21 protein-coding genes are annotated in these 16,746 nt (G+C 55.3%); 11 read left to right on the forward strand and 10 right to left on the reverse strand.

Annotated elements, in window-relative coordinates:
- Window positions 1-2: 2 nt before the first annotated feature.
- The 3 genes from rho to hemE form a co-directional block, all read right to left on the reverse strand.
- Window positions 3-1,268: a transcription termination factor Rho gene (gene rho / locus WA922_RS05325; protein ID WP_424770633.1), complete on the reverse strand. Its 1,266-nt coding sequence runs from the start codon at window positions 1,266-1,268 to the stop codon at window positions 3-5.
- Window positions 1,269-1,463: 195 nt separating this feature from the next.
- Entirely contained in the window at window positions 1,464-1,919 is a 456-nt protein-coding gene (locus WA922_RS05330; RefSeq protein WP_424770634.1) for a CopD family protein, read from the reverse strand.
- A 77-nt stretch (window positions 1,920-1,996) separates the two neighbouring features.
- The gene (gene hemE / locus WA922_RS05335) at window positions 1,997-3,022 is read right to left on the reverse strand and encodes a uroporphyrinogen decarboxylase (protein ID WP_424770635.1); all 1,026 of its coding nucleotides are present in this window, start codon (window positions 3,020-3,022) and stop codon (window positions 1,997-1,999) included.
- A gap of 340 nt (window positions 3,023-3,362) precedes the next feature.
- Between hemE and WA922_RS05340 the strand changes: the two genes are divergently transcribed.
- The 10 genes from WA922_RS05340 to WA922_RS05385 all read left to right on the forward strand — a co-directional run bounded on the left by WA922_RS05340 (window position 3,363) and on the right by WA922_RS05385 (window position 9,894).
- The gene (locus WA922_RS05340; RefSeq protein WP_424770636.1) at window positions 3,363-4,208 is read left to right on the forward strand and encodes a pyruvate, water dikinase regulatory protein; all 846 of its coding nucleotides are present in this window, start codon (window positions 3,363-3,365) and stop codon (window positions 4,206-4,208) included.
- Complete coding sequence (locus tag WA922_RS05345) at window positions 4,205-4,789, forward strand: Maf family protein (RefSeq protein ID WP_424770637.1); 585 nt, start codon at window positions 4,205-4,207, stop codon at window positions 4,787-4,789. The genes WA922_RS05340 and WA922_RS05345 overlap by 4 nt, the downstream gene beginning before the upstream one ends.
- Window positions 4,786-5,658: a shikimate dehydrogenase gene (gene aroE, locus WA922_RS05350; protein ID WP_424770638.1), complete on the forward strand. Its 873-nt coding sequence runs from the start codon at window positions 4,786-4,788 to the stop codon at window positions 5,656-5,658. Before WA922_RS05345 ends, aroE begins: the two co-directional genes overlap by 4 nt.
- On the forward strand, window positions 5,658-6,272 hold the full coding sequence (coaE, locus tag WA922_RS05355; protein WP_424770724.1) for a dephospho-CoA kinase: 615 nt from the start codon (window positions 5,658-5,660) through the stop codon (window positions 6,270-6,272). Before aroE ends, coaE begins: the two co-directional genes overlap by 1 nt.
- 43 nt (window positions 6,273-6,315) lie before the next feature.
- Window positions 6,316-7,005, forward strand: coding sequence for a DNA polymerase III subunit epsilon (dnaQ, locus tag WA922_RS05360; RefSeq protein ID WP_424770639.1), 690 nt, complete (start codon window positions 6,316-6,318; stop codon window positions 7,003-7,005).
- 55 nt (window positions 7,006-7,060) lie between these two features.
- On the forward strand, window positions 7,061-7,627 hold the full coding sequence (gene hpf, locus WA922_RS05365) for a ribosome hibernation-promoting factor, HPF/YfiA family (RefSeq protein ID WP_424770640.1): 567 nt from the start codon (window positions 7,061-7,063) through the stop codon (window positions 7,625-7,627).
- A 129-nt stretch (window positions 7,628-7,756) separates the two neighbouring features.
- A complete protein-coding gene (locus WA922_RS05370) occupies window positions 7,757-8,221 on the forward strand; it encodes a PTS sugar transporter subunit IIA (protein WP_424770641.1) in 465 nt (154 codons plus the stop codon).
- A complete protein-coding gene (locus WA922_RS05375) occupies window positions 8,196-8,702 on the forward strand; it encodes a PaaI family thioesterase (protein WP_424770642.1) in 507 nt (168 codons plus the stop codon). The genes WA922_RS05370 and WA922_RS05375 overlap by 26 nt, the downstream gene beginning before the upstream one ends.
- A complete protein-coding gene (locus tag WA922_RS05380; RefSeq protein WP_424770643.1) occupies window positions 8,699-9,040 on the forward strand; it encodes a DUF1491 family protein in 342 nt (113 codons plus the stop codon). Before WA922_RS05375 ends, WA922_RS05380 begins: the two co-directional genes overlap by 4 nt.
- Before the next feature lie 191 nt (window positions 9,041-9,231).
- Entirely contained in the window at window positions 9,232-9,894 is a 663-nt protein-coding gene (locus WA922_RS05385; protein WP_424770644.1) for a cell wall hydrolase, read from the forward strand.
- 67 nt (window positions 9,895-9,961) lie between these two features.
- On the opposite strand, the gene xth is transcribed toward WA922_RS05385, so the two are convergent.
- From xth to WA922_RS05400, 3 genes are read right to left on the reverse strand one after another with little or no spacing between them, the layout of a single operon-like run.
- The gene (gene xth, locus WA922_RS05390; RefSeq protein WP_424770645.1) at window positions 9,962-10,750 is read right to left on the reverse strand and encodes an exodeoxyribonuclease III; all 789 of its coding nucleotides are present in this window, start codon (window positions 10,748-10,750) and stop codon (window positions 9,962-9,964) included.
- On the reverse strand, window positions 10,750-11,079 hold the full coding sequence (erpA, locus tag WA922_RS05395) for an iron-sulfur cluster insertion protein ErpA (protein ID WP_424770646.1): 330 nt from the start codon (window positions 11,077-11,079) through the stop codon (window positions 10,750-10,752). The genes xth and erpA overlap by 1 nt, the downstream gene beginning before the upstream one ends.
- A gap of 31 nt (window positions 11,080-11,110) precedes the next feature.
- Window positions 11,111-11,542 (reverse strand): CBS domain-containing protein, encoded by a 432-nt coding sequence (locus WA922_RS05400; RefSeq protein WP_424770647.1) that lies wholly within the window; start codon window positions 11,540-11,542, stop codon window positions 11,111-11,113.
- Window positions 11,543-11,688: 146 nt separating this feature from the next.
- Between WA922_RS05400 and WA922_RS05405 the strand changes: the two genes are divergently transcribed.
- Window positions 11,689-12,012 (forward strand): hypothetical protein, encoded by a 324-nt coding sequence (locus tag WA922_RS05405; RefSeq protein ID WP_424770648.1) that lies wholly within the window; start codon window positions 11,689-11,691, stop codon window positions 12,010-12,012.
- Between the two features lie 6 nt (window positions 12,013-12,018).
- Here WA922_RS05405 and WA922_RS05410 read toward each other — a convergent pair whose 3' ends face one another.
- The 4 genes from WA922_RS05410 to WA922_RS05425 form a co-directional block, all read right to left on the reverse strand.
- Window positions 12,019-12,435, reverse strand: coding sequence for a (2Fe-2S) ferredoxin domain-containing protein (locus WA922_RS05410; protein ID WP_424770649.1), 417 nt, complete (start codon window positions 12,433-12,435; stop codon window positions 12,019-12,021).
- A complete protein-coding gene (locus tag WA922_RS05415; protein ID WP_424770650.1) occupies window positions 12,432-14,606 on the reverse strand; it encodes a prolyl oligopeptidase family serine peptidase in 2,175 nt (724 codons plus the stop codon). Before WA922_RS05415 ends, WA922_RS05410 begins: the two co-directional genes overlap by 4 nt.
- 89 nt (window positions 14,607-14,695) lie before the next feature.
- A complete protein-coding gene (locus WA922_RS05420; RefSeq protein WP_424770651.1) occupies window positions 14,696-15,187 on the reverse strand; it encodes a DUF2497 domain-containing protein in 492 nt (163 codons plus the stop codon).
- A gap of 38 nt (window positions 15,188-15,225) precedes the next feature.
- The gene (locus WA922_RS05425) at window positions 15,226-16,746 is read right to left on the reverse strand and encodes a TolC family outer membrane protein (RefSeq protein ID WP_424770652.1); all 1,521 of its coding nucleotides are present in this window, start codon (window positions 16,744-16,746) and stop codon (window positions 15,226-15,228) included.

Consider the following 16,746-nt stretch of genomic DNA (forward strand, 5'->3'; position numbering starts at 1 on the left):
GTTTACTGATTCATCGTTTCGAAGAATTCTTCATTGGTCTTGGAATCCTTCATCTTATCGAGCAAGAACTCCATCGCGTCGATCGTACCCATTTGCATCAGAATACGGCGCAGCACCCACATCTTGGAAAGCTTGTCTTTCTCAACCAACAGCTCTTCCTTACGCGTGCCAGACTTGCCTACATCGAGCGCCGGGAAAATACGTTTATCAGCAACTTTACGGTCCAGCACGATTTCAGAGTTACCGGTGCCCTTGAATTCCTCAAAGATCACCTCATCCATCCGGCTGCCAGTATCAATCAGCGCGGTCGCGATGATTGACAGCGAGCCGCCCTCCTCAATATTCCGGGCCGCACCAAAGAACCGTTTCGGGCGCTGCAATGCATTGGCATCAACACCGCCGGTCAGGACTTTACCCGAACTTGGTACGACCGTGTTGTAAGCCCGGCCCAGACGTGTGATCGAATCGAGCAGAATCACCACATCGCGCTTGTGCTCGACCAGGCGTTTCGCTTTTTCGATCACCATTTCAGCAACCTGCACGTGGCGCGTGGCCGGCTCGTCAAACGTGGAGGAGATGACCTCGCCCTTCACGCTGCGCTGCATATCGGTCACCTCTTCGGGACGTTCATCAACCAGAAGCACCAGCAAGAACACTTCCGGGTGGTTGTCAGTAATGGCTTTGGCGATATTCTGCAGCAGCACAGTTTTACCGGTTCGCGGCGGTGCCACGATCAACGCCCGCTGACCTTTGCCTTGCGGCGAGATGATATCGATAACGCGGGCTGATTTGTCTTTCACTGTCGGATCGAGCGTATCCAGTGACAGCTTTTGTTCCGGATAAAGCGGGGTAAGATTGTCAAAATTTGTCCGCATACGGACCTGGTCGGGATCTTCAAAATTGACGGTCGTCAGCTTCTCGATCGCAAAGTAGCGTTCCCCCTCTTTTGGCGCGCGAATTTCGCCCTCCACCGTATCACCGGTGCGCAGACCCCATTTGCGAACCTGGTTGGGCGAGACATAGATATCATCCGGACCGGCAAGATAATTCGCTTCGGGGCTGCGCAGGAAACCGAACCCATCCTGCATGACTTCAATTGTGCCAATGCCCATAATATCAGAGGTATATTCCTCATCTTCGGCCAATTCCCGCAAAATACAAAACATCAAATCCTGCCGCCGCATCGTCGATGCGCCCTCAACGCCAAGCTCCTCTGCCATACCCACCAAATCGGCCGGTGTTTTCAGTTTCAGATCTTTAAGATGCATGTCGAGTGTCTTTCAAAGCCGGTAATGGGCGAATATCAAAAATGGGCGGTAGCCTGTGTAACAGGCGGTCTATCGGGCTTGGAGAAAGCAGACCGGAACCGCCGCGGCGGATCGATACCGTAAGCGGACTGTTTACGCGCAGCAGATAGCTGCGTCAATTTGTTTGCTGTGCCGCATTTGCAGGGCAATTGCCGATCAGCTCAGATAGGGACGCGCTACGATAACCACAATGACGATAATGGCCGTCAAAATGCCCGGTATTTCATTCGCCAGACGGAGAGCCTTACCCGTTAATGTTCGCTCGCCTCTCGCCAATTTTTTGGCATAGGCTGCCATCCATCCGTGATAGCCCGAGAGCAGAACCACCAGCAGGAACTTGATGTGAAACCATGTATCCGCATGAACTTGCAGTGCTGACATTAACGATAAACCAAGCACCCAGACAATGATCATGGCAGGCGTCAAAATGATCTTCAGCAGCATCCGCTCCCGGTTGATCCATACCGCGTCCATATCCGATCCTGCTGGCCCATCTTCCTGATGATAGACAAAGAAGCGTGGCAGCATAAACAGGCCCGCCATCCAGAAAATCACGAAAATGATGTGACCTGCTTTTAGCCAGGGGTAGATAGGAAGAAGAATCTCTTGCATGAGCAGTCTCTACAGCAGATGCTGGACAATAGATACCGGTGCCGGTTCACCGGGCCGATCACCGTCTATGGTCCGCATCACGCTTCCCAATTACGGATTATCGATACCAATTCTTCAACATGTTTAATCGGCGTGAATTGTCCAATTCCGTGCCCCAGATTGAAGACATGCGGCCGATCGGCAAATGCTTCCAAAATCCGTTTTGCACCTGCATCAAGGGCTTTACCGCCTGATAATAACATCAAGGGATCCAGATTGCCCTGAACCGGAAATCCAGCGGGCAGGACTTTGGCGGCCCAAAACGGGTCTATGGTTTCGTCTAGGCCAGCGGCCGACACGCCCGTCTCATTCATATACGCCGGTAATTTTTCGCCTGCGCCTTTGGGAAAACCAATTATCGGGACATCAGGGCACCGCTCTGAAACGGCGGCGCTGATCTTCGCATTGGGTGCAATGACCCAGCGTTCAAATTCACTCGGAGCAAGACTGCCCGACCAGCTGTCGAACAGTTGCACAGCCTCTGCACCGGCTTCGATCTGGCCCACCAGATATTCAATGGTCAAGTCCGCAATTGCATCGATAATTGCGCCGAATGCTGCTGGATCACTATAGGCCATTGAGCGGGTCTGATGCTGATCACGGCTTCCCTCGCCAGCGCACATATAAGTCGCCACTGTCCAGGGTGACCCGGCAAATCCGAGCAACGTTGTCCCGGGCTCTAAGGCAGCCTTCACCTTGCTGACGGTTTCATAGATGGGTGACAGGCGTTCTGGCACTGCGGTTAAGCCGTTTAGCGCATGGTCAACCAATGTAGGTGAGAGCTTTGGTCCCTCGCCTGCCAGAAACTCCAGCTTCTGACCCATTGCGTAGGGAATTATCAGAATATCAGAGAACAGGATTGCGCCATCAAAACCAAACCGTCTGATGGGCTGAATGGTGACCTCTGCCGCAGCATCGGGATCATATACCAGTTCAAGAAACCCGCCCTTCTCAGCGCGTAACGCCTGGTATTCGGGCAAATACCGCCCTGCCTGGCGCATCAGCCACAGGGGCACCTGACGGGCGCGTTGTCCGCGCATGGTATCGAGAAGAATTCCAGGCATGAAGACCTTCTTACTAAATAATAATAGTATTTAAATAGGATGTTGGAAGATGTTGGCCCTGTGGATAGCGGGGACAGCGGTGTCTTGCCCGATTTATACCAGAAGGCAAAGGCTTATCTGCCTGCCGACTCCGTGGATATGCGCGTCAATCAATAGATATCCACGTTGTACCCAGCCTGTCGACAAGCCAGTTTTCTGTCCAAAAATATAGCTGCTAATGACCCGGATTGGGCATGGAATTGGCGATCAAACTTGTCGTCAGCATTATCCCGTGGTTTATGCGTGGTCTTGTCCACAAGGCGAAGATCTGCCTGTCAGCCATGAAAGACCGTCCTTTTTTATGAGCCGTTTCCATCTGCATCTTGTGTCCGATTCCACAGGGGAAACTCTTGAAATGGTCGCCAAAGCCGCGCTCGCACAGTTCGAACATGCGGATATCGTACGGCACTTTTGGCCAATGGTTCGTTCACGCCAGCACCTTGACCGGATTGTGCCGCAACTGGCGGATAATCCCGGATTGGTGCTGTTTACGCTGGTAAACCCGGAAACCCGCCAGCGATTGGAGGATCATTGCCGTCAGCTCAGTTTGCCCGCCGTTCCTGCGCTGGATGCGGTTACCGCTGCGCTGGAGGATCAGTTGGGGCAGGAAGCGCATGGCCGCCCCGGTCGCCAGCATCTGATGGATGATGCCTATTTCAAACGGGTTGATGCGATTCATTACACGATCGCGCATGATGATGGGATCGGGTGGGAAAATTGGGAAGAGGCTGACATTGTTCTTGCCGGTGTGTCGCGTTCTTCGAAAACGCCGACCAGCATCTATCTCGCCAATAGAGGATTTAAGACCGCGAATATTCCGCTGGTGATTGAAAGCCCGCCGCCCGAGATGCTTTACAAATTGCGCAAACCGCTCGTGGTTGGGCTTACCACCGCCCCTGAACGGCTGGTGCAAATCCGGCGCAACCGGCTGCTAAGCCTGAATGAGCAAACCGAAACATCCTATGTCGATGATGAACGGGTCCGCGAGGAAGTAAAGTTTGCTCGGCGAATGTTTGCCGATAATGGCTGGCCGGTAATTGATGTAACGCGGCGATCGATCGAAGAGACTGCAGCTGCTGTCATTAACCTGGTTGGAGAGCGCGAACGCCGCGATGTTTCGCCCAAAACGGGGCCAAAGCCGATATGATAATCCTCGCCTCGAACAGCGCCAGCCGCAAGGCCATGCTGGATGCCGCGGGTGTGCCCTACCGGGCCGTACCGGCGGATATTGATGAACGGGCTGTAGAAGCGGATATGGCGGACGCGCCCTGCCCTCAGATTGCGCAAAGGCTGTCGATTGCGAAGGCTGAAGCTGTTTCGGGCAAACATATCGACCAGCTCGTTCTTGGCAGCGATTCGCTGGTCGTGGTGAACGGTAGACGGTTTGACAAACCTGCCAGCCGTACCGAGGCTGCAGAGCATTTACGGTTCTTTTCCGGCAAAATGATTGAGCTGCATAGCGCCGCCGCTCTGGTGCGTGGCGGAACGTGCGTTTGGTCGGCTTGCGATGCTGCAAGACTGCATGTGCGCGATCTGTCGGACGATTTTATCGAGCATTATCTGGCGGCAGAATGGCCTGAAGTATCGTTCTGCGTGGGCGTGTTTCGTATAGAGGCAATGGGTGTGCAATTGTTCAGCCAGATCGAAGGCGATCAATTTACTGTTCTTGGCATGCCGTTATTGCCAGTGCTTGGCGCGCTGCGTGAATATGGCGAGCTCCTTTCATGAGTACTGCCTGTTCGCAGGCGCGGTACGCACATGTGATAGGTGATCCTGTCGCGCATTCCAGATCACCGCATATTCACCGGTTCTGGCTTGAAAGGCTGGGCATTGCCGGCGGCTACAGCGCACACCGCGTCAAAATGGGCGAGTTGGCCGATTATCTCGCCAGTTTTCGCATCGATGCGGATTGGCTTGGCTGTAACGTCACGATGCCGCATAAGCAGGCGGTTATCCCGCTGCTTGATGCTGTCGACCCGGTTGCAAAGGCTGTTGGCGCCGTCAACACGGTAATCCGTCAGAGAGACGGAAGGCTCAAAGGATATAACACCGATGTTGCAGGGTTTCTGGAACCTTTAACCAGCGAACTGGCCAAGGCGCACCTATTTCGCATGGCCCGTATTCTTGGAACAGGGGGCGCAGCGCGCGCAGTCATGGCCGGTCTGGCGCAGAACGGCGTCGTGCTGGTCCTCGCGGGGCGCAATGTGAATAAGGCGAAACAGCTGATTGCAGACCTTGCCCCGCAAGGACAACACCATGCCGTGTCATTGTCTCATTTTGCAGATCCGACGGATTTCCCGTTTGATGACCGGAAAAACTGTTTGGATATCATCGTCAATGCGAGCCCGCTGGGTATGCGTGGTCAACCCGAACTGGATTTTGATTTCAGCCATGCGCCGCCGGGCAGCATCGTGTATGATATTGTAACCGATCCTGTCGAAACGCGGTTTCTTAAAAATGCGCGCGCAGCAGGTTTTCAGACGGTGGATGGTTACGCAATGTTGATCGGCCAGGCCGCCGCGGCATTCACTTATTTTTTTGGCGAAAGACCGCCCCGGCACCATGATGCCGAATTGCGTGACAGGTTGCTGTCATGATGCCGGCCGATGGGCCACGCATAATTGGGCTGACCGGCTCTATCGCAATGGGTAAGTCGGCAGTGGCAGCGATGTTTGATGATGCCGGTATACCCGTGTTTGATGCCGATGCAGCGGTGCGCGCAATGCAAGCGCCGGGCGGCGCGCTCCTTAACGCTATCGAGCGGGCGTTTCCGGGAAGCACCGGCCCTGAAGGTGTGGATCGCCGCGCTTTGGGCGAGCTGGTATTTGCCGATGCAGACGCTCTTGCGCGTCTCGAGGCGATCATGCACCCCGCAGTCGCTGAAAAGCGGCAAGCTTTTCTACGCGCTCATGCCCGAGAACCATTGGTCCTGTTTGATATTCCGCTTCTGTTTGAGAAAGGCGGCAATACCCAAGTTGATCACGTTGTTGTCGTTTCTGCACCGGAGGATATTCAGCGCGAGCGGGTATTGCAGCGGCCCGGCATGACAGCCGAAAAATTCTCCCATATCCTGTCATTGCAAATGCCAGACGCAGAAAAGCGGGCCCGGGCCGATTACATCATTGATACCGGAACGGCGCTGGATGCAACACGCAGGCAAGTGGAAGCTTTGATCACGAAACTACAAACCTTGCCACGTAAAAAGAGATGACACCCCCTTGCCTAAAGCTATTTGCGGGACGATATCAAATCTGATGCGCGAGATCATTTTCGATACCGAAACAACCGGGCTGGATCCCAAAACCGGGGATCGCATGGTCGAGATGGGCTGTGTCGAAATGGTCAACCGGGTGGAAACCGGCGCGACCTATCATTGTTACTACAACCCGGAACGCGACATGCCAGCCGGTGCCGAGGCGGTTCACGGTCTGTCGAGCGCGTTTTTGGCAGACAAGCCTTTATTTCGTGATCGGGCTCAGGAATTGCTTGATTTTATCGGCGATGCGCCACTCGTCGCGCATAATGCGGGGTTCGATTTCGGTTTTCTCAATAATGAACTCGCAATGATCGGGTATGAGCCAGTCAGTTTGGACCGGATGATCGATACCGTTGCTATTGCACGCAAAAAACATCCCGGCGCAAAGAATTCCCTCGATGCATTATGCTCGCGTTACGGCGTGGACCGAAGCCAGCGTATCAAACATGGTGCCTTGCTCGACGCGGAACTGCTTGCGCAGGTGTATGTTGAATTGCTCGGGGGCCGTCAGATCGGACTGGAACTCGGCGCTGATCAATCCGCTGCCAATATCGCAAGTCATCCCGCGCCCGCGCCGCAAACCCAACGCAGTAAACGTGAACCGCGCCCGCATAATGCCTCCGCAGAGGAATTGGCGCGGCATCAAGAGTTTCTCAAGCAAATTACGTCACCCCTTTGGGTGCAATAGATATGCCACTGATCAGCCGGTTTGCACGCCGGCAGTGTTGAAGGAGTAGTACACAATGGATATTCGTGTTTCAGGCCACCAAGTCGAAACCGGTGCGGCACTTCAGGACCATGCATCTGACCGTCTAAATGCCATTGTTGAAAAGTATTTTGGGCGGGCAATCTCCTCACACGTCACTTTGGGCAAAGCGCCTGCGGGTGCTTTCAGCTGTGATATCGTGACCCATGTGATGCAGGGGTTGACGGTGAAAGGTCACGCCGAAGCGCATGATGCGCACCAAGCGGTCGATCACGCATCTGCAAAAATTGAAAAACAGCTGCGCCGCTATAAACGCCGCCTGAAAGACCGGCATGAGCAAGCAGCCTATGCGCTGAAAGAAGAAGAAGCGGCATATACGATCTTTGCCAGTGAGGAGCCTGAGGTAGAGACCGAGGCGCCTGATGCTCCGCCTATTATTGCCGAGACAAAAGTCGATATTCCTGAATCGAGCGTTGCTGATGCGGTGATGATGCTTGATCTACGCGATACCAACGCCATGTTTTTCAAAAATGCTGGCACAGGCCGGCATAATATGGTTTATCGCCGCAGAGATGGGTCAATCGGCTGGGTTGAACCAAGCTGAGACTGTACAGCCTTGCTGATGCAGGCGGCAGCACACAGCAATATTCCCTTACGCTTTGCTGCCGTCCGGCAAAGCTCTATTTCGCGCCCTAAGGGCGTTATTTTCGAGTGTTCTTGAAACAATCATCTGATGTTAGACGCAAATTTCATACTTGGACCTGAGGCGGTCGGTGTTTCCTATGCCGCTGATAAAACGGCGGTGCTGTGCACTTTGGCCGAACGGTTCGCGCATATCTACGCTGTTGACCGTAGTGCAGTGCTGGAATCGCTTGAGGAGCGTGAGGCTTTGGGCAGTACGGGCTTCGGACGCGGCGTTGCCATCCCCCATGCCCGCATCGAGGGAATTTCGCGGCCAGTGTCGATAGTGATCAGGCTGGAGAGATCCATCGCATTTGATTCTGCGGATGGAATGCCTGTCGATCTGGTGTTTGGATTATTATCACCGGCAGGATCGGGCGCGGCTCACCTGCATGCGCTGGCAGCAATCTCGCGGCTTATCCGCGATGAGACCATCCGTGACGCATTGGGTAACGCTGCCGATGGAGAGGAGCTTTACGCGATGCTCTCCAATGTGTGGGACCGTGACGCAGCATAGCGCGGGGGGTGATGCCGATGCGGCATCGGCAGGTGCAAAATTGCACTTCCGCGCGCTCGAGCGGCTCTACGCCGTCGCTCCGGTCAATCAACTGTTTGAATCGACGCTTCAGATTACCGAGGAGGGCCGTTCACGATTGCAGTTTGAAGTCACCCAAAATGCCTATCATGCTGCTGGCGCTGCACATGGTACGATCTATTTTAAAATGCTCGATGATGCGGCATTCTATGCAGCCAATACGCTGGTCACCGATCGCTTTTTGCTCACCACATCTTTCAATCTGCATTTCACCAAGCCTGTCCGCGAAGGCCGCGTCATTGCTGAAGGATATTGGGTAAGCGGTAAGCGCCGCGTGTTTGTGGCCGAGTCCCGCCTGATCGATGAAGAGGGCGATGAAATTGGCCGGGGAACGGGCACTTTCATGCGTTCGCACATCGCGTTATCCGGTCTGCCGGGTTACAGTGACGGACAGGCCCGGTGAATACGCGGCTTCCCACGCATCTTGAAGTAACCGGCCTCATTCGCGCTGTGGAAGCAGCTGGCGGCTTTGCCACGGTTCTGGCCAAAGGCGAGCGAGATGCCGGGACTTTGCTGATCAGCACGCTAGGCCGCGGCGAGCAGGCACGGCTTTATGAGCGTATGCCGCAATTGGATGGCGACCGGATGTTCTCTGTAACGCGGGAGCAGGATCCCGATAACCCAATGGAATTTAACGAATATTTAACCAAACGCAGCCAGCTGGACCCTGATATTTGGATCGTGGAGCTGGATATCGCGGATCCGGCACGGTTTGTCGCACTGCAACATAAACCGCGTTGACTTAATTTCATTTGTAACTAGTTACCTCCATGAACTTCCGATGCGCAGGCGGCGGGATGGCATTCGGCCATTTGGTTAGCACGCAGACGGGGGACGGCCGGCAGGCTTTATCTGGACCCTCTTTATTTTGTTATTTTCCTGAAGGCCCCAGCCTGCGCCAGTGCTCGTCCACCGCATAATGTAGTATTTTCATGGCTCGTAAGACCCATTTTGCTGGATTTATCACTCTTGTATCAGCAGTAAGCGTTGCGTTTGCCAGCGCAGAATTTTCCGGTGTCAACGCCGAAGAAGGCGGCAACGCATCAATTGCGGCTGAAACCGGTATCGAACCTGCTGAAACATTGCCAGCAACCGGCCAGATCTCCCCTGTTTTCGTAGCGCGTGAAGTGGTTCAACCGCTTCCCGCGGAACCGGAAGCACCCGAACCGGTTCAGGCATCCTCCCTTCGCCAATTGGTAAGCGCCACCGACACCAGCGGCTCTCTGTCGCGTGAAATGCGCTGTCTGGCGGGAACTGTTTATTTTGAAGCGCGCGGCGAGCCGCTCACCGGTCAATTGGCGGTGGCACAGGTGGTCATTAACCGCGCTGAGTCCAGCCGCTTCCCATCCAGCTATTGCGGTGTGGTCCACCAACGCTCGCAATTTTCTTTCGTGCGCGGGGGATCAATGCCGCGCATCAATGAGGCTTCAGCGGCATGGAACCGGGCCAAGGCAATCGCCCGGATTGCGCATACCGGCCAGTGGGACAGCGAAGCTGCCGATGCATTGTACTTCCATGCCACATACGTGTCGCCGCAATGGAGCCGCAATAAGATCCGCCGCGCCGCGATCAATACCCATATTTTCTACCGGTAAACAGCAGCGTTTGGAATAATGGGAGGCCCCGCGCGATTACCGGGGTTCTGCGTATTACAAACCGGAATTACGGGACCGAAATGTCGACCCATACAGGGGTATGGTCGCTCGCCTTCTCGCGCCCGCGATATGCACGATCAACCCCCACCGCTTGCATCCGGTCGGCCAGTTCCGGCGTCAGCAATATATGGTCGATACGGAACCCGTGATCACGCTGCCACGCGCCGGCTTGATAATCCCAATATGTCCATACACCTCCGCGCGGGTTTCGCGTGCGCACGGCATCGGTCCAGCCTTGCGCCAATAGGTGTTGATAGACGTCACGCGCCTCTGGCTGCATCAGCGCGTCGGACGCCATTGCATTTGGTGCCCACACATCGTCATCATTGGGAATAACATTATAGTCGCCCACAATAGCGCAGGGGATTTCGAGCGCCCATAATTCGCGCATCCGGGCGCGCAGACGTTTCATCCATGCAATTTTGTAGTCAAATTTTGGGCCCGGCAACGGATTGCCATTGGGCAAATAGATGCTGGCAATACGTACTCCGTGTACGTCTGCCTCGAGATAGCGGGCCTGATCATCGTGTGCATCGTCCAAACTGAGCGAGGGAAGGCCGCGCTGCGTTTCCACAGGTTCCGTTCCGTCTGCCAGAATGGCAACGCCATTGAAGCTTTTCTGGCCATGCCAAATCGCTCGGTAGCCAATCTTTTCAAATTCTTCAGCGGGGAACGCAGCGTCCTGGCTTTTCACTTCTTGCAGGCACGCGACTGCTGGCCGCGTTTCCTGAAGCCATTCAATCAAACGCGGCAAGCGCGCTTTAATCCCGTTAATATTGTAAGTTGCGATCCGCACTATATGCCAAAGCTCGATCCGCACCCACAGCCCGCAGCAGCGTTAGGATTTTCAACCCGGAAGGCTGCTCCGCCAAGCGACTCGACAAAATCAACCACGCTGCCGCTTACCAAATCAAGGCTCACCGGATCGACAACCAGGCGTACACCATCCGTTTCACTGATCAGATCATCACTGTCAGGCTGCTCGGCCAGATCAAACTTGTACTGAAAGCCTGAACAGCCCCCGCCTTCGACAGACAATCGCAATATTGGCGGCTTTGCCTGCCTTTCAGCTATCCATGCCACACGCTTTGCGGCGGAGTCGGTAAGGGTCAACATCTGGCTCATATTGTGTATGTAAGCGCAGTACTGTTAAGGCTCAAGCGGTCTGGATGTAGTTTCGCAGGGCTGCTGCCTCCAACTCCACCTCATCCATGCGCGATTTGACCAGATCACCGATCGATATAAAACCGCACATCGCACCATTATCAACCACCGGAAGGTGTCTGATGCGCCGCCGGGTCATCATCGCCAGAGCATCATCAATTTTGGTTTGCGGGCCCACCGTAATCGCTGGCGCGGTCATGATTTCGCCGACTTTTTTGTCCAGACAATCTGCGCCCAGATCCGCCAATCGATAAATGACGTCACGTTCTGAAAAAATGCCTGCGAGCGATCCTGCTTTCATCACCGGCAGGGCCCCGATCCGCTTGCTGGCCAGTATTGCAACTGTATCACGAACCGAGGCGCTTACATCACAGCTCACCACATCAGTGACGCGGCGCCCCTCGATCAATTTGGAAATGGTCATGGCAATCCCCCTTTTTTTCTCTGCATCAGGATGCCACGAAAACTGCATAATGGCGAATCTGTGTGCGCTATTTTGGCCAATTGCCGGTTAAGCACAGGGAACATTGGGACTTGCCAAAGCATTATTGAGTCAGCACGAGGCGCAAGATGATCCCGAAATCTCCCCTAGATGACCCCGAAACCGCGGCCTATGCGTGGTCGCGCTATAAACGCCTGATGCGCTTTATGCTGCTGGTTACAATCGGCGTGGTGATCATCGCCATCGCACTGCTTTATGACGGGGACAGCCCGGCTACAGTTCATTTTTACATCGCGGCGGCGTTGGGTATCGGGTTCATGATGTTGCTCACTGCTGCACTGATGGGCCTGGTTTTTCTGTCGAGCGGTACCGGTCATGACGAATCGGTTATTGATTTGATGGAAGAGGAGGGGGCGGGCAGTGATGCTGATGACGAGACGCCCCGCCATTAGCCTGGTTTAACGATCTAAAAAATCATGCAGCCGGTATTTCTCGACCGGCTGCCCCCCGATCAGATGTTGCTGAATAATCTGTTCCAATGCATGTTCGTCGCAGGAATGATACCAGATATTGTCAGGCCACACGACCGCGATCGGCCCGGCGCTGCATATCTGCAGGCAGTCGGCCTTGGCGCGTTGAATTCCGCCTGACTTTTCTGTCTGTTTTGGGCCGACAAGACCAAGTTGTTTGAGCCGTTTCTTAAGAAAATTCCACGCTTGCCTGCCTTCTTCTCGGCTGCAGCATTTTTGTTTTTCCGATATGGCACAGAGAAATATCTGCCGGTCTAGCGTGGCAGCGCCGATCTTGCCGAGCGCAAGGCGTGCGCGGAGCAGATCGGGGTTTTCCGGCGCGATATCCCCTGTCTCACCACTCATTCGGCCGCTGGACCTTCGCCCAAATGGCTGTTCAGCCAGTCAAACACGGTATTGTGCCACTGCAATGAATTGGCTGGTTTCAGCACCCAATGGTTCTCATCAGGAAAAACCAGCAATTTCGAGGGTACCCCCTGTTCCTGCAGGGCCGTGAAACTTTGGAGGCCTTGCGTGTAAGGTACGCGGAAATCTTTCTCTCCCGTAATCACGAGCATCGGCGTTTGCCAATTTGCGACATAGTTGACCGGATTCCATTTTTCATAATTTTGCGGTACTTTAGTGTAGGATCCGCCAAAATCCCAGCGCGGAAACCACAGTTCTTCGGTCGCATAATAGAAGCTGCGCATATCGAACAGCCCATCATGCTGAACAAGGCAGTTGAAACGCTCCGGCCAATTGCCGGCGATCCAATTGACCATATAGCCGCCATAGGATGCTCCCATAGCGCACGCTTTTTCGCCATTTATCTGCGCGTCACTGGCAAGCGCCGCAGCCAAACCTTTCTGTAAATCTTCCAGTGGTTTGCCGCCCCAGTCCCGATTGATAGAATCGGTGAAGGCCTGGCCGTATCCGGTGCTGCCATGAAAATCGACTGAAATCACGGCATAGCCCTGGCTGGCAAGAACGCGGGGGTTCCACCGGCTCGACCAGCCATCATTGAAACTGCCTTGCGGGCCGCCATGAATATACAGGATTGCGGGCAGAGTGCCCTGATGCTTTTCCAGCTTGGTGATTTGGCCCCAGACAGTTTCGGCTCCGGCTCCCGCAAAATTGAACCGTGTGGTGACAATTGCGGCGCGCTGACCCAGCAGTGACATGGCGATGTCGGTCAGCGGTTCTGCCTGTGCCCAGTTTTTGGACAGATACAACTCCGGGGGGCCGCCAATCGAATCGCGCGTAAACAGAAGGCTTTCTCCTGCGAGAGGCGTGATATTCGCAATATGTGCTTCGTTACCGGCCATAAGATCAAGCCGATCTACCGCTCCGGATACCGGATCAATCCTGAATGCCGGTGTATCGAGCACATCCTGCGCGCTTGCGATAATCCAGCGCGAATCCGGCGTCCAAGCAAGCGATCCGAACGACCGGTCAAATTCGCCCGTAAGTGCGCGCGTTTTGCCCGAGGCGATATCACGCAGATGAATGACCAGACGATCGGCTTCATAACCCGGCCGCTCCATTGCCAGATAAGCGAGCCATTTGCCGTCTGGGGAGGGTGCCGGCTGCGTGTCAGTGGCACGATTATCTGCAGTGAGGTTGGTGGGGGCAGCTCCGTCCAATGAAGACCAGTACAGATCGATATTGGTAGATGCCGGTTCCGCCGCATCGGATGGCCGGGCGGCAAAATACAGACCGGAACTGTCTGCTGACCACGCGATTTCCTCGGTCCCGCCAAACGGTCTGGTGGGCGTATCGCCCGTCAGCCCGCCTTCGGAGGGGGCACCGTCGGCTGCGATGCCGCCGCTCGCTTTCCCGTCCACCAGATCGAAAGCGAATACGCGGCTGAACGTGCCGGGTGTTTCCCACGCGTCCCAATGCCGGACGAATCCATCCTGCGCATCATAGAGCCGGCCCGTTCCCGGGCCCGGCAAATGGGCAACCCCGTCACCTTCGCAGCCAAAGGCCGGGCAGGCTCTGCCAACATTGCCGAACAGCGCAATTTTTGAGGCATCGGGCGACAGTTTGAAGCCATGCACATCCGCGCGCGTGTCAGTGACTTGCATCGCGCCGGTGATATTACCGTCTGCATCCAACGCTGCGCGCCAGACATGTACGGCAGTATTGTCCTGTTCACCTACTGGACGGTCAGATAGAAAATAGAGGAAATTATCAGAACCAAAGGTCAGATCGAAGGCAGAGCCGCCAAGATCCACTGCAACAGGCTCCGCATCGGCGTCGGTCAGGCTCCGCAAATAATGGCGGGTCGTGCGTTCAAAACTATCCGCATCGGTATGGGTCACTGAATACACGGCGAAGCGGCCATCAGGCGTTGCTGCAGGAGCCCCGAGGCGCGGCATCGTAACCAGGTCCTGCGCGCTCATCGGGGCGCGGTCTGATGTCGCAAGACCAGCAGGACGGCTATCAGAGTGCCCTTCGGCCAAGGCAGGTGTCGCAGTGCATAAAGCCAGCATGCAGGCGGTCAGAAGTGCATTTTTATGTGAGAATGTTTTCATGCGCAGCAGAATTAGCCACTCGCCCAAAAGGCGCAAGTCTAATTCAGAGCGTTTAATCGCCGGAAGCTGCGCATCACGCGCAGAGGAGCCTAACCGCGTTTTCCAGCAATCCGGCTGATTTCGTCACGGACCATAGTCTCCACCATATCAGGCAGATTGGCGTCAAGCCACTCCGCCAGCATCGGACGCACCATTTCGCGCACCATCCCCTCAAGCGAAGTTTCCCCGCTACGGACGATTTGCGGGGGCTTACTTGGCTCTGACATCATTGCCAATGCAGCGAGATTTTCGCGCATGGAGTTGCGCACCGCTTCGCCGATCAGCGGACTTTCAGGAATAGCGTCTTCCTCCGCTTCGCTTTCAAAGAACGCAGCAGAGCCCAGGTCAAGAACGTCGTCGGCCGCCTCTTCACCGTCTGCCTCTTCATCATCGGCTTCCAATGACACGGAGACGGCCTCACTCATACCGTTCGTGGCACGTCTCTGGCGCTCCCCGACTGCATTTGAGCGGTTATCACGCGCAATGACTTTCTTGATCGATTCGAGAATTTCTTCGACGGAGGCTTCGCCATTGTGATTCATGCAGTCGTTACCCCGTACCCTTCACCTGATGTCGCCGCCTATCGCCGTGCCGCAGAGGACTGCACAGACCCATCATCAAGCGGTCCAATCAGCGGAATGTCTGCGTCTGGCGCAGGAATGTCAACGGTTTGTGTCGAAACGGCTGCGGGTTCGGGGCCATTATCCCAGTCCCAAATCCTGTTTTCCACTCGGTCATAATTCAGTGCCGGATCGTATAGAAGGCCGTCACTATCGAGGCCCAGATCGCGTGCTTCGGCCTTGCCCATTGCCGATAGCAGGGCGAAACCTGCGACATAGGCATTGCGCCGGGCGGTAACCAGCTGGACGCGCGCGGACAGCAATTCCTGCTCTGCATTGAGGACGTCAAGGATGGTCCGATTGCCGATTGAATTTTCAGCACGAACACCTTCCAGGCCAAGTTCCGCCGCAGCGACCGCCGCCTGCGATGATTCGATAATTGCGTTAGATGCAAGCCAGCTGGAATAGCGTGCCCGTGTTTGCGCGATCACTTCGCGCTCTGCTGCTATAATCTGTTCCAGCGCCGCTGAAACGCGTGCCCCGGCCTGGCGTTTCAAAGCTGCTGGCCGCCCACCTTGGAAAATCGGGATGGTCAACCGGACACCGGCATTGGCAGTCGTCTCAGCCTGTGCAAAATCCGACGCGATCGGGCCGCCCAGCGTACCGAAGAAATTCGAATAATCACCACCGGCGAATAATGCCACCGACGGCAAGCGTGATGCCCCCGCCGCCTTGAAATCAAACCCAGCCGCCTCCGCCAACTGGCGTGCGGCGATCAATCCGGGGTTATATTCCAGCGCGGTGATGACAGCGATTTCGGGAGTGTCGGGCAAGCCCGGCAAAGGTGGCGGCGGCTCCAATTCATCAGGCGCGGTCCCGACCAGCTGAATATATGTTTCACGCGCATTGATCAGATTGGCCTGGGCGGTACGAAAATCGCTCTGTGCTATGGCCAGTCTTGATTGCGATTGTGCAATATCTGTGCGGGTGAGATCGCCTATTTCGAACCGGTCATTGGTCGCTTCCAGATTTATCCGCAGCACCTCTACCTGATTTTGTGTCAGGCCCACGATGGCTTCGTTGCGGACGACTTCCATATAGGCTGAAACGACCAGTGTGAAGACAGCCGACTCGGTATCCCGCAAGCTCGCCTGCCCTGCTGCAACCCGCTCTTTGGCTGCGCTGATACGGTTTTTTACCGCCCCGCCAGAATAAATCGGTATGCCAAGATCAAGCGAGACACCCAGATTGCGCTCTGGTGCGGTAAAGCTGTTGCCCGAGGGTTTTATAAATTCGACATGCGTGGCCGTGCTGCGCAGATCAGGTAGGCCATCCGCTCTTGCAATCGGTACATTTTCATCCGTTGCGCGCTGGTTGGCCCGCGCCGCCTGTAAAGTCGGATTGGTGTTATAGGCGCTGACCAATGCTTCGCGCAGAGTGTCAGCATGCGCTGCTGTCGATAGGCTGCCGGTGCCCAGGATCAATGCAATCGCGCTCACTTTGGCAGACAGGCGTTGCTGGTCGTGTGCGCGGCGGCTCAT

This window comes from Pontixanthobacter sp. (assembly GCF_049682855.1).
Lineage (GTDB): Bacteria > Pseudomonadota > Alphaproteobacteria > Sphingomonadales > Sphingomonadaceae > Pontixanthobacter.

Excerpts from the sequence above, each read along its gene's own strand:
- WA922_RS05425 (WP_424770652.1), bottom strand. The coding sequence starts at position 16,746 with ATGAGCCGCCGCGCACACGACCAGCAACGCCTGTCTGCCAAAGTGAGC.
- WA922_RS05375 (WP_424770642.1), top strand. The coding sequence starts at position 8,196 with ATGTGTGGGACCGTGACGCAGCATAGCGCGGGGGGTGATGCCGATGCG.
- WA922_RS05340 (WP_424770636.1), top strand. The coding sequence starts at position 3,363 with ATGAGCCGTTTCCATCTGCATCTTGTGTCCGATTCCACAGGGGAAACT.
- WA922_RS05385 (WP_424770644.1), top strand. The coding sequence starts at position 9,232 with ATGGCTCGTAAGACCCATTTTGCTGGATTTATCACTCTTGTATCAGCA.
- hemE (WP_424770635.1), bottom strand. The coding sequence starts at position 3,022 with ATGCCTGGAATTCTTCTCGATACCATGCGCGGACAACGCGCCCGTCAG.
- WA922_RS05405 (WP_424770648.1), top strand. The coding sequence starts at position 11,689 with ATGATCCCGAAATCTCCCCTAGATGACCCCGAAACCGCGGCCTATGCG.
- WA922_RS05330 (WP_424770634.1), bottom strand. The coding sequence starts at position 1,919 with ATGCAAGAGATTCTTCTTCCTATCTACCCCTGGCTAAAAGCAGGTCAC.
- coaE (WP_424770724.1), top strand. The coding sequence starts at position 5,658 with ATGCCGGCCGATGGGCCACGCATAATTGGGCTGACCGGCTCTATCGCA.
- WA922_RS05410 (WP_424770649.1), bottom strand. The coding sequence starts at position 12,435 with ATGAGTGGTGAGACAGGGGATATCGCGCCGGAAAACCCCGATCTGCTC.
- hpf (WP_424770640.1), top strand. The coding sequence starts at position 7,061 with ATGGATATTCGTGTTTCAGGCCACCAAGTCGAAACCGGTGCGGCACTT.
- WA922_RS05400 (WP_424770647.1), bottom strand. The coding sequence starts at position 11,542 with ATGACCATTTCCAAATTGATCGAGGGGCGCCGCGTCACTGATGTGGTG.
- erpA (WP_424770646.1), bottom strand. The coding sequence starts at position 11,079 with ATGAGCCAGATGTTGACCCTTACCGACTCCGCCGCAAAGCGTGTGGCA.
- WA922_RS05345 (WP_424770637.1), top strand. The coding sequence starts at position 4,205 with ATGATAATCCTCGCCTCGAACAGCGCCAGCCGCAAGGCCATGCTGGAT.
- WA922_RS05420 (WP_424770651.1), bottom strand. The coding sequence starts at position 15,187 with ATGAATCACAATGGCGAAGCCTCCGTCGAAGAAATTCTCGAATCGATC.
- rho (WP_424770633.1), bottom strand. The coding sequence starts at position 1,268 with ATGCATCTTAAAGATCTGAAACTGAAAACACCGGCCGATTTGGTGGGT.
- WA922_RS05370 (WP_424770641.1), top strand. The coding sequence starts at position 7,757 with ATGTTAGACGCAAATTTCATACTTGGACCTGAGGCGGTCGGTGTTTCC.
- dnaQ (WP_424770639.1), top strand. The coding sequence starts at position 6,316 with ATGCGCGAGATCATTTTCGATACCGAAACAACCGGGCTGGATCCCAAA.
- WA922_RS05415 (WP_424770650.1), bottom strand. The coding sequence starts at position 14,606 with ATGAAAACATTCTCACATAAAAATGCACTTCTGACCGCCTGCATGCTG.
- aroE (WP_424770638.1), top strand. The coding sequence starts at position 4,786 with ATGAGTACTGCCTGTTCGCAGGCGCGGTACGCACATGTGATAGGTGAT.